The 13,579-nt window shown below is 71.6% G+C and carries 14 protein-coding genes; 4 read left to right on the top strand and 10 right to left on the bottom strand.

Annotation, left to right across the window (positions count from 1 at the left end; genetic code table 11):
* Positions 1 to 163: 163 nt before the first annotated feature.
* The 3 genes from EF387_RS15090 to EF387_RS15100 form a co-directional block, all read right to left on the bottom strand.
* Complete coding sequence (locus EF387_RS15090) at positions 164 to 583, bottom strand: GNAT family N-acetyltransferase (RefSeq protein WP_128377064.1); 420 nt, start codon at positions 581 to 583, stop codon at positions 164 to 166.
* 185 nt (positions 584 to 768) lie between these two features.
* Entirely contained in the window at positions 769 to 3,333 is a 2,565-nt protein-coding gene (locus tag EF387_RS15095; protein ID WP_128377065.1) for an ABC transporter permease, read from the bottom strand.
* A gap of 8 nt (positions 3,334 to 3,341) precedes the next feature.
* The gene (locus EF387_RS15100; protein WP_128377066.1) at positions 3,342 to 4,325 is read right to left on the bottom strand and encodes an ABC transporter ATP-binding protein; all 984 of its coding nucleotides are present in this window, start codon (positions 4,323 to 4,325) and stop codon (positions 3,342 to 3,344) included.
* A 228-nt stretch (positions 4,326 to 4,553) separates the two neighbouring features.
* Here EF387_RS15100 and EF387_RS15105 point away from each other — a divergent pair, with 228 nt between their 5' ends.
* Together EF387_RS15105 and EF387_RS15110 are read left to right on the top strand one after the other, a co-directional pair.
* Positions 4,554 to 4,781 (top strand): toxin-antitoxin system HicB family antitoxin, encoded by a 228-nt coding sequence (locus tag EF387_RS15105; protein WP_128377067.1) that lies wholly within the window; start codon positions 4,554 to 4,556, stop codon positions 4,779 to 4,781.
* Between the two features lie 37 nt (positions 4,782 to 4,818).
* Positions 4,819 to 5,157, top strand: a complete 339-nt coding sequence (locus EF387_RS15110; protein WP_128377305.1) for a fic family toxin-antitoxin system, toxin component — start codon at positions 4,819 to 4,821, stop codon at positions 5,155 to 5,157.
* 30 nt (positions 5,158 to 5,187) lie between these two features.
* Here EF387_RS15110 and EF387_RS15115 read toward each other — a convergent pair whose 3' ends face one another.
* The 4 genes from EF387_RS15115 to bioB form a co-directional block, all read right to left on the bottom strand.
* Positions 5,188 to 5,868, bottom strand: coding sequence for a class I SAM-dependent methyltransferase (locus tag EF387_RS15115; RefSeq protein ID WP_128377068.1), 681 nt, complete (start codon positions 5,866 to 5,868; stop codon positions 5,188 to 5,190).
* 85 nt (positions 5,869 to 5,953) lie between these two features.
* Positions 5,954 to 6,721, bottom strand: a complete 768-nt coding sequence (gene bioD, locus EF387_RS15120; RefSeq protein WP_128377069.1) for a dethiobiotin synthase — start codon at positions 6,719 to 6,721, stop codon at positions 5,954 to 5,956.
* A gap of 50 nt (positions 6,722 to 6,771) precedes the next feature.
* Positions 6,772 to 8,061: an adenosylmethionine--8-amino-7-oxononanoate transaminase gene (locus EF387_RS15125; protein ID WP_128377070.1), complete on the bottom strand. Its 1,290-nt coding sequence runs from the start codon at positions 8,059 to 8,061 to the stop codon at positions 6,772 to 6,774.
* Positions 8,054 to 9,307, bottom strand: coding sequence for a biotin synthase BioB (gene bioB, locus EF387_RS15130; RefSeq protein ID WP_128377071.1), 1,254 nt, complete (start codon positions 9,305 to 9,307; stop codon positions 8,054 to 8,056). Before bioB ends, EF387_RS15125 begins: the two co-directional genes overlap by 8 nt.
* 149 nt (positions 9,308 to 9,456) lie before the next feature.
* Here bioB and EF387_RS15135 point away from each other — a divergent pair, with 149 nt between their 5' ends.
* Positions 9,457 to 10,617, top strand: coding sequence for an 8-amino-7-oxononanoate synthase (locus EF387_RS15135; RefSeq protein ID WP_128377072.1), 1,161 nt, complete (start codon positions 9,457 to 9,459; stop codon positions 10,615 to 10,617).
* A gap of 98 nt (positions 10,618 to 10,715) precedes the next feature.
* On the opposite strand, the gene EF387_RS15140 is transcribed toward EF387_RS15135, so the two are convergent.
* Together EF387_RS15140 and EF387_RS15145 are read right to left on the bottom strand one after the other, a co-directional pair.
* On the bottom strand, positions 10,716 to 10,940 hold the full coding sequence (locus EF387_RS15140) for a DUF397 domain-containing protein (protein WP_128377073.1): 225 nt from the start codon (positions 10,938 to 10,940) through the stop codon (positions 10,716 to 10,718).
* 20 nt (positions 10,941 to 10,960) lie between these two features.
* On the bottom strand, positions 10,961 to 11,806 hold the full coding sequence (locus EF387_RS15145; RefSeq protein WP_128377074.1) for a helix-turn-helix domain-containing protein: 846 nt from the start codon (positions 11,804 to 11,806) through the stop codon (positions 10,961 to 10,963).
* 250 nt (positions 11,807 to 12,056) lie between these two features.
* Between EF387_RS15145 and EF387_RS15150 the strand changes: the two genes are divergently transcribed.
* Complete coding sequence (locus EF387_RS15150) at positions 12,057 to 12,494, top strand: ATP-binding protein (RefSeq protein WP_128377075.1); 438 nt, start codon at positions 12,057 to 12,059, stop codon at positions 12,492 to 12,494.
* Between the two features lie 82 nt (positions 12,495 to 12,576).
* Here the strand turns inward: EF387_RS15150 and EF387_RS15155 are convergent, their stop codons facing one another.
* Complete coding sequence (locus EF387_RS15155; RefSeq protein WP_128377076.1) at positions 12,577 to 13,494, bottom strand: LysR family transcriptional regulator; 918 nt, start codon at positions 13,492 to 13,494, stop codon at positions 12,577 to 12,579.
* Between the last annotated feature and the right edge of the window lie 85 nt (positions 13,495 to 13,579).

Genomic DNA, 13,579 nt, shown 5'->3' on the forward strand with positions numbered 1-13,579 from the left:
CCGTGAGCCCATCGGGCCCGTCCCGAGCCGGTCCGGCGCGGGGCTCACCCGGTGAAGGGCTTCGCCCCACTTCCGCCAGTGTTTCTCCGGCTTGTACCCCGCAGCACGCCAGGCATGATGGATGGTCCCGTTCCGCTTGGCGGATCCCGGCGCGCGGCCCTCCTCACAGCCGTTTGACCCAGCGGCGCCAGTGGTCCTCACGGTGGTATCCGGCCGCGGCCCAGACGTGGTGGGCCCGTTCGTTGGCTTCCAGCACCATGGCGTCCACACGGCGCCCGCCGAGCTCGGCGAAGCGTTGTTCCGCCGCTTCCAGGAGGGCGGTGGCGACGCCCTGCCGACGGTGGTCCGGGTGTACGGCGAGCCGGTAGGCGGAGCATCGCCATCCGTCGAAGCCGGCTATCACGGTCCCGACGACGAGCCCGTCGCGTTCCGCGAGGAGCAGGGCTCCGGGATCTCTCGTGATCAGCCGGGCCACTCCGTCGTGGTCGTCGGTGATGCTCGTTCCTTCCGCGGCTTCGCGCCAGAACTGCAGCACGGTGCCGATGTCGGAGAGGGTGGCGCAACGGATGGGAAGATCGCTCATGGGGCGAGCCAAGCAGATCACCGACCTGGTGGCGAACGGTTTCCCTGCCGCGAACGAACGAACGGATGGGCGGGCGGGTCGGTCTGGGCGCGGGCCCGGCGGGCAGCGCCGGCTCGGCCGACGACACACCGCCGGGCGACGCCACGCGACCGGGAGCACCACCCGCGCGACGACGCCTCGACGCCTCACTCGTGCGCGATGGCCGCCAGCACGTTCATCCGGGACGCACGCAACGCCGGGAGCAGCGCCGCCACGATGCCCACCACCGCCGAACCGATCACCACGGCCACGATCGTGCCCCAGGGGATCGCCAGCGCCGTCATGCCCTGGAGTGCCAGCACCTGCTGGATGCACACGCCCCAGATCAGCCCCAGCGCCAGCCCGAGCACCGCGCCGAAGACGGCGATCACCACCGACTCCAGACGGATCATCCGCCGTAGCTGGCGCCGGGCCAGCCCAATGGCGCGCAGCAGCCCGATCTCCCGGGTGCGCTCCACGACCGACAGGGCCAGGGTGTTGACCACGCCGAGCACCGCGATGATGATCGCGAGCCCCAGCAGCGCGTACACCAGGTACAGCAGCACCGAGATCTGGTCCCGGATCAGCTGTTTGTAGTCGGCCTGGTCGCGGACCTGCACCTGCGGATACGGATCGAGGGTCTTCTCCAGCCGCGAGCGCAGCTCGTCCTCGGACGTACCGGAGGCCGCGTTGACGTACAGCGCGGAGTCCTGGCCGCCGGGCACGTACCTCTCGACGGTCCCGAAGCCGAAGTACAGCCCGCCCTGCATGCCGAAGCCGTCGGAGTTCTCCTGGGCGGTGAGCGCGGCGACCGTCAGCTCCGTCCGCCGCTGCGACGGGAACTCCACCGGGATCCTGCTGCCGATCCGTACGTCGTGCTCCCGGGCGAAGTCGGCGTCCATCGCGATGTTTCCCGGCGCGAGCGCCGCGGCGGTGTCGCCCCGCGCGTAGGTGACACGGGCGACGTCGTCGAGCCGCTCGTCGTAGCCGGCGGCGGTCGTCTCCACCCGCTCGCCGTCCGGCAGCCGGACCGCGACGGGCGTGAAGCGCTGGCGCACAACGAGTCCGACGCCGTCGGTGGCCCGCACCTTCTCGGTGATCTCCTGCGGGAACGGCTGGAAGTTGCTGTTCTGCACCACGAAGTCGGCGCCGAGGGTCTTGTCGATCTGCTGGTCGAAGGACTTGGTCATGGACGCGCTCGCCACCGACATCCCGCCGACCAGGGCGAGCCCCACCATCAGGGCGGCGGCGGTGGCTCCGGTGCGGCGCGGATTGCGCAGCGCGTTGCGCTGGCTCATCCGGCCGACCGGGCCGAACAGCGCCGGGAACGCCCCGCCGAGCACCCGGATCACCGGCCGGACGAGCAGTGGGCCCGCGATCACGGTGGCGATCAGCGTCAGGACGACCCCGAGACCCAGCAGGGACGCGGCCGACGAGGTCTCGGTCGCGGTGGCGCAGCCGACGAGGGCGGCGGCGCCGAGCGCACCGACGACCACCCCGACCACAGCGCGCACCCGGAGCGGTCGTCCCACGCCGGCGATCTCGGCGTCCGACAGCGCGGCCATCGGCGAGACCCCGGCCGCGCGCCGCGCCGGGAGGTAGGCCGCGACGAACGTCACGCCCACACCGACGACGTAGGCCACCACCGGGGTGCCCCAGCCGACGACCATCTCCGTCGACTTCAGGTTCATGCCGAACACGCTCATGAGCTTGATCAGCCCGAGCGCCAGTCCGACGCCGGCCGCCAGCCCGACCGTCGAGCTGACCACGCCCAGCAGCAGGGCCTCCAGCAGTACCGACCGGCGCACCTGACGCCGGTCGGCGCCGAGTGCGCGCAGCAGCCCGAGTTCACGGGTGCGCTGGGCGATCAGCATCGAGAAGGTGTTGACGATGAGGAACACACCGACCAGCACGGCGATCCCGGCGAAGCCGAGCATCACGTACTTGATGACGTCGAGGAACCCGCCGAGGGACTCGGCGGAGGACTTGGCCTCCTCGTCGGCGGTGTTCAGCTCGTAGGACGAGCCCACCACGGCGGCGACACGCTGCTTCAGCTGCTCGTCGCTGACCCCGGACGCCGCCTCCACCGAGATGCTGGTGGCGGCGTCGGCCTTGCCGAGCAGCCGGGTCTGCGCGGTGGGGGTGTCGAGGAACACCAGTGCGGCGCCCGGGTTGGTGGTGGTGAAGGTGGCGATGCCGACGATCCGGACCTTGAAGGAGCCGGGCTGGGCGATCACGGTCAGGGTGTCGCCGATCTCCAGATCCTTCTTGTCGGCTGTGTCCGCGTCCAGCAGCGCCTCGCCGTCGCCGCGCGGTGCGTGGCCCGAGGTGAGTTCCACGGGGCTGCGGTCGGTGACCTTCCAGTTGGTGGCGATGGTGGGCGCGCCCGTCGTGGGCCCCACGGGATCGTTCTTCGCGTCGACCACGGTGAGGTTCTCGACGTCGACGTCGACGAGGGCCCTCCTGACCCCGTCGACCTCGTCCACGCGCTGGGCGAGGGACGCCGGCACGGTCGGGGTGGCGCCGGAGGGCACGGCCTCGCTGAGGTCTTCCTTGGGCTGGACGGTGACATCGGCCGAGGTGGAGGCGAACAGCCGGTCGAAGGTACGGCTGACGGTGTCCGAGAAGATCAGGCTGCCGGCCACGAAGGCCACCGACAGCACGACCGCCAGCGCCGAGAGCAGCAGCCGGCCCTTGTGCGCGAGGAAGCTCCTGAGAGTCGCCTTGAGCACGGCGGGCCTCAGTCCTGGCCGCGGGGGGTGTCGGAGGGGGCGCCCGGCGAGGCGTCGGAGGACCGGCCGGGGGCCGAACCGGGGGACTTGACCCCGGGGCCTGCACGTTCGGCCTTCTCCTCCGAACCGGGGGCCTGATCGCCGTGACGGCCGGCCTGCCCGTCCGGGCCGGGGGCGAGGCCCAGACCGACCGCGGTGGCCGACCCGCCGTGCGGTGCGCGGATCGTGTCGAAGCGCTTCATCCGCTCCAGCACCGCTTCCGCGGACGGCCTGGCCATCTCATCCACGATCCGCCCGTCCGCGAGGAAGAGCACCAGGTCGGAGTGGGCGGCGGCGCCCGGGTCGTGGGTGACCATCACCACCGTCTGGCCGAGTTCGTCGACCGCCTCGCGCAGAAAGCCGAGGACCTCGAGCCCGGCGCGCGAGTCGAGGTTGCCGGTCGGCTCGTCCGCGAAGATCAGCTCCGGCCGGGAGGCGAGCGCCCGGGCGCAGGCCACCCGCTGCTGCTGACCGCCGGAGAGCTGGGACGGCCGGTGCCGCAACCGGTCCCGCAGCCCCAGGGTGTCGATCACCCGCTCGAGCCACTCGCCGTCCGGCTTCTTTCCCGCGATGTCCATGGGCAGCGTGATGTTCTCGGCCGCGTTGAGCGTCGGGATGAGGTTGAACGACTGGAACATGAAGCCGATCCGGTCCCGGCGCAGCCGGGTGAGCTCGCGCTCCTTGAGCCCGGTGATCTCCGTGTCACCGAGCCATACCTGACCGCCCGAGACGGTGTCGAGCCCCGCCAGGCAGTGCATCAACGTGGACTTGCCGGAGCCGGACGGACCCATGACGGCCGTGAAGCGTCCGCGCGCGATGTCCACGTCGACCGAGTCGAGCGCCAGTACGGTCGTCTCACCCGAACCGTAGGCCTTGGTGAGACCGCGGGCGCGGGCGGCGATCCCGTCCGCGTCCGTACGGCCGGGGGCGTGCGTCGCAGCGGGAGTGGACAAGGCGCCTCCTTGGTCGGACTCCGGTGTCCTCGCCGAGCCTAATGTGATCCACGGCACATCGGGTATCCCTCCCAGGTCCCGGTCAGCCTCCTGCGCAGGTCGGGTGCCTCGGGGTCCGTGTAAGGGGCACTCGAACGGTGGGTCTTCTGAGGTCGTGCGACGGCGCGGGGGGCGGTCGGTGGACCCGCCGTCTTGCGGGTGCTAGCACTTCGGCGCTAGCGTCGAGACATGGCCAAGACCCAGCTGAACGTCAGGGTGGACGAGGACACCGCCCGGGCCGCCCGTGAACGCGCCACGGCCCGCGGCATCAGTGTCAACCGCTACATCGAGGAACTGGTGAAGCAGGACACCGGCGAGGTGGGCCACACGTTCGTGGAGGCCGCCTCCGACTTCATGAAGCAGTACGAGTCCGTGTTCGCCGAGGAGTTCGGCCCGGAGCGAGAAGGTCGTCGCTGAACCCTTGGACGTCTCCATCGACCTCGCCTGGCTCCTCATGATCGCCGAACAGAAGACGCCCGGAGACCCCCAGGTCACCGACTGGGGAGCACTCGTGGCAGCCGTCAGCCGCCACGAGGCGGAGATATTCGGCGTCCCCGTCTACGACACCCCGCACGCCCGCGCCGCCGCCCTGCTGCAACTCCTGCTGCACGTACCGGCCCTGGAACGCTCGAACGCCATGTTCGCCTCCGCCGTGGCGTACGCCTACCTCGTCGCCAGCGGCGTCAAGGTCGTCACCTCGCCGGAGCAGGTGCGCGACCTCGCCCGGCTGGTGAAGAACGGAGAGGCCTCCGTCGGCGACATCGCGCGCGAACTGCGGCAGTGGAGCCTGTGACCGCCGCGCCAGGGGCCTTCCATGGGGCCCCTACTCCTCGGCCACTGGCCGCCGCGCCGCCCCCAGCACACAGTAGGAGCTGGGCAGCCGCGGTCCCCTCTCGGGCATCAGTATCCGCCGGTACAGCCCCAGTTCGAAGCCGGCATCGCGCAGTGCGGCGACCGGGTCACGGGAGAGATGACAGCCTCCGGCCAACGGCGGCCAGACAGTGCGGTCCAGCAGCCGCTGCGTGAACTGCATCGCCGGTCCGCCGCCCTTGCCGTGCTCGAAGAACCGCACGGCACCGCCCGGCCGCAGTACCCGCCGCACCTCGCCGAGGGCCCGGCGCACATCGCGGACGCTGCAGAGCACCAGTGAGATCACGGCGGCGTCGAACGCCTCGCTCTTGACCGGCAGCGCCTCCGCGGTGCCCGGCACGACGTCCACCGGGACCTCCGCGCGCAACGCCGTGGTGACCGCCAACTGCCGCAGCAGCCGCTCCGGTTCGATTGCCACCACCTCGGAGACCGGGCCCGGGTAGTGGGCGAAGTTGAGACCGTTGCCCGCGCCGATCTCGATGACTCGCCCGGAAAGCCCGGTGAGCAGCCGGTCGCGTACGGCCGCCATTCCCATCTTCGTCTCGGCCGCGACGCTCATGCGCGCGTAGTACCGGGCGAAGAGCGGATGGTGGACGGGGGGCTTTCCGGTCTTGGTGCCGCTCGGGAGCATCATGGACCTCCCCTGTGGGAACGCCGTTACCGCGATTGTCCCCCTCTTGTGGACCGCTCACGCGAACTCGGTGTTCACGCGCGGGTTCTCAGGAGGCCTCGCGCTCCGTGAAGGACCGACCGTCCCAGGTCCCGCCCAGCTCCGGGCCCAGCCACCCCGGCGCCTGCGCACGGAAGTCGGCCGGGCTGCGCGCTCCCGCCCCGGCCGGTATGGCACCCACCAGCGGCGCCCCCGCCACCACGGGGAAGTCGCACAGATTGCACCGGGATGCCAGATCCGGCTCGGCAGGCCAGCTGCCCACCACCACACCCGTCAACCGCAGGCCACGGGACCTGAGTTCACGCGCCGTCAGCTCCGTGGCGTTGAGGGTGCCCAGACCCGCCGACGCCACCAGCAGCACCGGCGCGCCCAGGAGCGCCGCCGCGTCCGCCAGCGTCCCGCCGCGCTCGTCGAACCGTACGAGCAGACCTCCGGCGCCCTCGACCAGCACGAGGTCGTGATCGGTCGCCAGCTTCTCCGCCGCCTCGGCCACGGCGCCCGGCCGCACCGGCGCCAGCCCGGACCGCCGCGCGGCCGTCGCCGGGGCCAGCGGCTCGGGGTAGCGGGCGAGTTCGACGGCCGTCACTCCACCCGCCAGCCACACCACCTCGTCGGCGTCGCCCCGCTCCTCGGCCAGCACCCCGGTCTGCGCGGGCTTGAGCACGGCGACGGACCGCCCGGCCGCGAGCGCCGTCGCCGCCACCGCGGCCGTCGTCACGGTCTTGCCCACCTCGGTGCCCGTCCCGGTCACCACGAGGACTCCCGGGACCCGGTTCGCCTCCGGGGCGCCCGTGCCGGTGTCGGCAGCTCGCCTCACGCCGCCCTCCTTCGGTTCACTCGCCTCATGTCGCCCGTCGGACACCGCCCTCACCCCGCTTCCGCCGCCGCCCGGACCGCCCGTGCGATACGTGCCAGGTCCGCGTCGCCCGTGACGTACGGCGGCATCGTGTAGACGAGGTCGCGGAACGGCCGCAGCCACACACCCTCGGCGACCGCCGCCCGGGTCGCCGCCGCCATGTCCACCGGATGGTCCAGCTGGACCACGCCGATCGCGCCCAGGACACGTACGTCCCGTACGCCCGGGAGTTCCGCGGCCGGGGCCAGCCCCTCGAGCAGGCCCGTCTCGATCCGCTTCACCTCCGTCTGCCAGTCCTGCCCGAGGAGCAGGTCGATCGACGCGCAGGCGACGGCGGCGGCCAGCGGGTTGCCCATGAACGTGGGGCCGTGGGCGAGGACCGGGACCTCGCCGCGCGAGATGCCCTCGGCCACCCGGGCGGTGCACAGCGCCGCCGCCAGCGTCAGATAACCGCCGGTCAGCGCCTTGCCCACGCACATCACATCCGGTGCGAGTCCGGCGTGGTCCGCCGCGAACAGGGCGCCCGTACGGCCGAAGCCCGTCGCGATCTCGTCGAAGACCAGCAGCACGTCGTGCTCGTCGCAGGCCTCCCGCAGCACGCGCAGATACGCGGGGGAGTGGAACCGCATCCCGCCGGCCCCCTGCACCACCGGCTCCACGATCACCGCGGCCAGTTCGTGGGCGTGCCGGGCGATCAGCTCGCGCAGATGTCCGGCGTACGACTCCTCGTACGCGGTCGGCGGCGGGTCGGCGAACACCTGCCGGGGCAGCACCCCGGACCACAACTCGTGCATCCCGCCCTCGGGGTCGCACACCGACATCGGCTGCCAGGTGTCGCCGTGGTAGCCGCCGCGCCAGGTCATGAGGCGCCGCTTGGCGGGACGGCCGAGGGAGCGCCAGTACTGAAGGCACATCTTGACCGCGACCTCGACCGACACCGAACCGGAGTCGGCGAGGAAGACATGCTCCAGACCATCGGGCGACATGTCGACAAGACGTTTCGCGAGCCGTACGGCCGGCTCGTGGGTGAGACCGCCGAACATGACGTGGCTCATCCGGGACAGCTGCTCGCGCACCGCGTCGTTGAGGACCGGGTGGTTGTAACCGTGGATCGCGGACCACCAGGACGACATCCCGTCGACCAGCTCGCCCGAACCGTCCGCCATCCGCAGCCGCACCCCGCTCGCCGACGCGACGACGAGCGGGTCCTGGCGGCCGGGCATGGGGCCGTACGGGTGCCAGACGTGCTGCCGGTCGAGCCTCAGCAGCTCGTCCACGGACAGAGCGGGCAGGTCAGGCATTGGGTGCGAGATCCGTTCCGGCTCCCCGGCGGCGTACCGCGACCAGGTCGGTCCGAGCCTCGTTGACCTGCGGTTCCGCCGCCGCGGCCGGGGCGGCGGAACCGCACACGCCACCGCCCGCGTGCGAAACGCATCCGGAGCTCTCCCCGGACCCGCACCCCGAGCTCTCCCCGGACCCGCATCCGGCCCCTTCGGGGGACTCGTGTCCCGTGCCGTCGTGCGACCCGCATCCACCGGCCGCCGCCCGGTGCCCGGGGAGGGTCACCCGGTCCGTGCCCTCGACCTCGAACCCGGCGTCGGCGATCATCTCCAGGTCGGCCTTGCCGGCCTGGCCCTCGCTGGTGAGGTAGTCGCCGAGGAAGATCGAGTTGGCGAGGTGCAGGGCCAGCGGCTGCATCGTGCGCAGGTGGACCTCGCGGCCGCCCGCGATGCGGACCTCGACGTCCGGGCAGACGAACCGCACCATCGCGAGGATCCGCAGACAACGCTGCGGGGTCAGGTTCCACTCCTTGCCCAGGGGTGTGCCCTCGAACGGGATCAGGAAGTTCACCGGCACCGAGTCCGGATCCAGTTCCCGCAGCGCGAAGACCACGTCGACGAGGTCCTCGTCGCTCTCGCCCATGCCCGCGATCAGACCCGAGCAGGCAGACAGGCCCGCCGCGTGCGCCTTGGTCACGGTGTCGACGCGGTCGGCGTAGGTGTGGGTGGTGGTGATGTCGCCGTAAGTGGCCTCGGAGGTGTTGAGGTTGTGGTTGTAGGCGTCCGCCCCCGCGGCGCGCAGCCGTTCGGCCTGGCCGTCGGAGAGCAGACCGAGACAGGCGCACACCTCCACGCCCTCGTTCTGGTCCTTGATCGCCTTGATGGTCGCGGAGACCCGTTCCACGTCCCGGTCGGTGGGACCGCGTCCACTGGCCACCAGACAGACCCGCTTGGCACCGCCGGCCAGACCGGCAGCCGCGGCCTGCGAGGCCTCGTCCGGCTTGAGCCAGCTGTACTTGAGGATGCCGGCGGTCGAACCCAGGCGCTGAGAGCAGTAGGAGCAGTCCTCGGGACACAGCCCGGACTTGAGGTTGACCAGGTAGTTGAGTTTCACCCGTCGCCCGAACCAGTGCCGGCGCACCCGGCCCGCCGCGGCCACCACATCGAGCAGTTCGTCGTCGGAGGTGGCCAGTACGGCCAGCGCCTCGTCACGGGTCGGCAGTTCGCGCCGAAGCCCCTTGTCCACCAGCGTGCTCAGCAGGTCCATGGGGTCTGATCCTGCCTTGTGGGAGCACCCCGGGCCAAGGAGGATCCGCACAAGTGGTGGCGGTGGGAGGTGTGGGTATTGCCACATCATGGGTGGTCCGATGGGCGGCTAGGGTCTGTCCGTTACCTACAAAAGGCCCCGGAGGACCCATGGGCGCAACGCCGTTCGAGTGGATCGACGAGCAGGCCCGGCTTCGCCGGGAGGCCGGGCTCGTACGCACCCTGCGTCCCCGCCCCGCCGACTCGCCGTTGCTCGATCTCGCGAGCAACGACTACCTCGGACTGCACCGCCACCCCGAGGTGACCGCCGCGGCGGGGCACGCCGCACGGCGCTGGGGCGCGGGGGCCACCGGCTCCCGGCTGGTCACCGGTTCCACCGAGCTGCACGCCGAACTCGAACGCGAACTGGCCGAGTTCTGCGGCTTCGAGGCGGCCCTCGTCTTCTCCTCCGGCTACGCGGCGAACCTCGCGGCGGTCACCACGCTCGCCCCGCACGGCTCCCGGATCGTCTCCGACTCCGGCAACCACGCCTCACTGATCGACGGCTGCCGGCTGGCCCGCGGTACCACGCACGTGGTCGCGCACGCCGACCCCGACGCCGTCCGCAAGGCGCTGGACACGGGCCCCGGACCCGCCGTCGTCGTCTCCGACACCGTCTTCTCGGTGGACGGGGACCGGGCGCCGCTGGCCGAACTGGCCGGTGTCTGCCGGGAGTCCGGCGCGGGTCTGCTGGTGGACGACGCCCACGGGCTGGGCGTGCTGGGCGAGGGCGGCCGGGGCGCCCCGTACGCCGCGGGCCTCGCCGGCGCGCCGGACGTGGTCACCACGGTCACCCTGTCGAAGTCGCTGGGCAGCCAGGGCGGGGCCGTGCTGGGCCCGGCGCGGGTGATCGACCATCTGGTCAACGCGGCCCGGACCTTCATCTTCGACACGGGGCTCGCCCCGGCCGCCGTGGGGGCGGCGCTGGCCGCGCTGCGGCTGCTGCGCCGCGAACCCGAGCGGGCGGCACGGGCCCGTGAGGTGGCGGGTGCCCTGTACGCGCGTCTCACGGCCGAGGGCTTCGAGGCGGTACGCCCGGACGCGGCCGTTGTCTCCGTCCGCGCGCCGTCGCCGGACGAGGCCGTGGGCTGGGCGGCCGCGTGCCGGGAGGCGGGACTCGCGGTGGGCTGCTTCCGGCCGCCGTCGGTGCCCGACGGGATCTCGCGGCTGCGGCTGACCGCCCGCGCGGATCTCACCGACGAGCAGATCGACCGGGCCGTACGCACGATCGTGCGCGGTGCGCCCGGACGGGGGCGCACCGCGACACGCTGATCGATTCGTCGTGGGTGGTGGGGGGTCGGTATCGGGACGCCGTCGTCCCCGGGCGCAACGGTGTGTTCATCGCCGGGCGGCGGCAGTGGGGGCCATCGTCACCGGAGGGTGGCGAGGAACGTCTCCCAGGCGGCGGGGGCGAACAGGAGCGCGGGTCCCGCGGTGTTCTTGGAGTCGCGTACGGCGAGCAGTCCGGCCCAGCGGACGGAGCCGGGGCGGGCCGTCTCGACGCAGTTGTTCATGCCCGTGCTGTAGCTGCTGCGCAGCCAGCGCACGTCGTGCAGATCGGTGGTGGCGGGTACTGACCGAGGCATAATCGGCATGGGTGCCTCCTTGCACGCCGTCAGACTAATCCGGCGATGAAATCCAACGAGTCCTCGGGGGAAAGGGCCTGGATCTGTAGGGAAGTGAAGGCTTTGTTGTAGGCCTGAAGGTCCTCTTTCCCTTCGAGATAGAGGCTACTCGTCATATGGTCGAGAACAACCACATCCAGATCGGTTGTGTTTGGAAAAGACAAAATTACGAACGGGCCGGTCACTCCGATGTGCTCCCCGCCGGCGAACGGCAGCACCTGGAGCCGGACCTGCGGCAACTGCGCCGCCGCCAGCAGCTGTTTCAGCTGGGCCGGCATCACCCCGGGCCCGCCGACGGCGCGGCGCAGCACCGCCTCGTCCAGCACCGCGTCCAGCCGCAGTTGGTTCGACCGCAGTACGTCCTGTCTGGCCAGCCGGACCTCGACCAGCGCGTCCACCTTGCCGTCCGGCAGCCCGGTCACGGAGGCCCGGGTCACCGCCCGGGCGTAGTCCGAGGTCTGCAGCAGTCCCGGGACCACACAGGTCTCCAGCGTGCGGATACCGCAGGCTTGCGACTCCAGGCTGATGAAGTCGCGGTACGTCGTCGGCAGCAGGCCCCGGTACGCGTGCCACCAGTGGTGCCGCCCGTCCACCTCCGCGCCCGCCAACACGGCGAGCACCCGCCGCACTTCGGGGTCCTGGACGTCGTAGGCCTCCAGCAGCAACCGCACGTCCGCCGGCTTCACACCACTGCGGCCCGTCTCGATACGGCTCACCTTCGACTGGTGCCACCCCACGAGCCGGGCGGCCTCGCCGCTGGTGAGACCGGCGCGGGCACGCAGTGCCCTTAATTCCGCGCCGAGTTTGCGGCGGCGCACCGCGGGACCGTACTGCATCACCGTCTCCTTCCGGCCGGTGCGCGGCTGTCACGCCGACCGTAGAGGAAGAGCAGGTCATACACCCAAATACGATCGGCCGTCGCAGAGTTCACCGCTTCGGGCGACAGATATATGCATATCTTGGGGGATCGCCACCCGTGACCATGCTGGTGATGGCACTCTGGCGCGAAGCACCAAGTCCGGGACCGTACTCGAACCATCCGCTCCGTGTCGGACTCCGGTCCCGTGGGAAAGGGACGACGTCGCCATGGCAGACCATCAGGAAGCGTCCGTTACTCTGCCGAGCGATCCCGCCTCGGTCTCCGCCGCCCGAAAATACGTCGCCAACGTCCTCACCGAGTGGGGCATGCCGGGAGATTCGGAGATCGCCGACACCATCCGGCTGATCGTCTCCGAGCTCACCACCAACGCGGTCCAGCACACCTTCGGGCAGTCGCCCACCTTCACCGTCGACATCGAGCTGGACCGCGACGAGCAGTTGCGGATCGGCGTCACCGACAGCGATCCGCGGTTTCCGAAACGTTTGCCCGCGGCAGTACAGCAGGACAACGGCCGGGGCATGGTGATCATCCGCTGGCTCGCCGCGGAATGCGGCGGAAAGCTGGACGTGAGGCGGACTCCGGAGGGCGGGAAGACCGTGGCCATCGTGCTGCCGTGGACGGCGCCGGTGGAACCAATTTCCTGACGTCGCATCACATCACCGTCGACTGAGCCGACTTGACCGGCCCAGCGCGGTTCCCCGAGCGCTCCGCGGCATCCCCGTGCGGTCAACTCCGCTGTCCCGCGCGGCCGAAGGCGCCCCGCAGCAGGGCCCGAAAGGCGTCGGCCGCGGGTGCCGACTCGTCCACCCGGTGGACGACCGAGATCGTACGGCGCAGGTCCCCGGGATCCAGCGGACGTACCCCCACCGGGGTCGCCGCCCTCCGGGCCACCATCTCCGGCACGACCGCGACTCCGAGGCCCGCACTGACCAGGGCGCAGACGACGGCGTACCCCGGCGTCTCCACCAGGACCGAGGGGACGGCTCCGGCGCGGGCGAGCGCGGCCTCCACGCCCCGGCGGGGCGGATGCGCGGGCGCCATGCTGATCAGTGGCTGGCCGGCCAGCTCCGACGGCGGCAGCCGGGACGCCGTCGCGGTGAGGACGTGGCCGGGGGCGGTGATCAGGACGAGTTCCTCGACCAGCACCGGCTCCGCGGCCACCGAGGACGGCAGCGGATGGGGGACCGCTGGTTCGTAGTCGTGGGTCAGGGCGAGGTCCACACGCCCCTCGGCCACCGCGGTGACTCCGTCCGGCGGCTCGTACTGCGACACCGCCAGTTCCACGTCCGGGTGCGACCGGCGGAAGGAGCTGAGCACCGGCGGGAGGAGGTGGATTCCCGCGGTGGGGAAGGTACCGAGCCGCAGGGTGCCCCCGGACAGGCCGGAGAGGCGGGCCAGTTCGAGACGGGCCCGCTCCAACTCGTCGAGGACCCGTCGCGCACGCGCCACCAGGAGCTCACCGGCATCGGTCAGCCGGGCGCCACGGTGGTGACGGACGAGGAGGGAGGCCCCGGCCTCCCGCTCCAGCTTCGCGAGCTGCTGCGAGAGCGCCGGGGTGGTGTAGCCGAGCCGCTCGGCGGCCCGCGTGATCGACCCGGCCTCGGCCACGGCAACCAGGGCGGCGAGACGCGTCGGATCGTACATACGGCCCCTGACGAAACGGTCGGCACGAAGAGCCCTGATCAAGCCCTGCCTAAAGCTCTGCTTAAGGCAGGGCCAGAATATTCGA

Origin of the sequence: Streptomyces cavernae, from assembly GCF_004023625.1 — a bacterium.
In the GTDB taxonomy this organism is placed as follows: Bacteria; Actinomycetota; Actinomycetes; order Streptomycetales; family Streptomycetaceae; genus Streptomyces; species Streptomyces cavernae.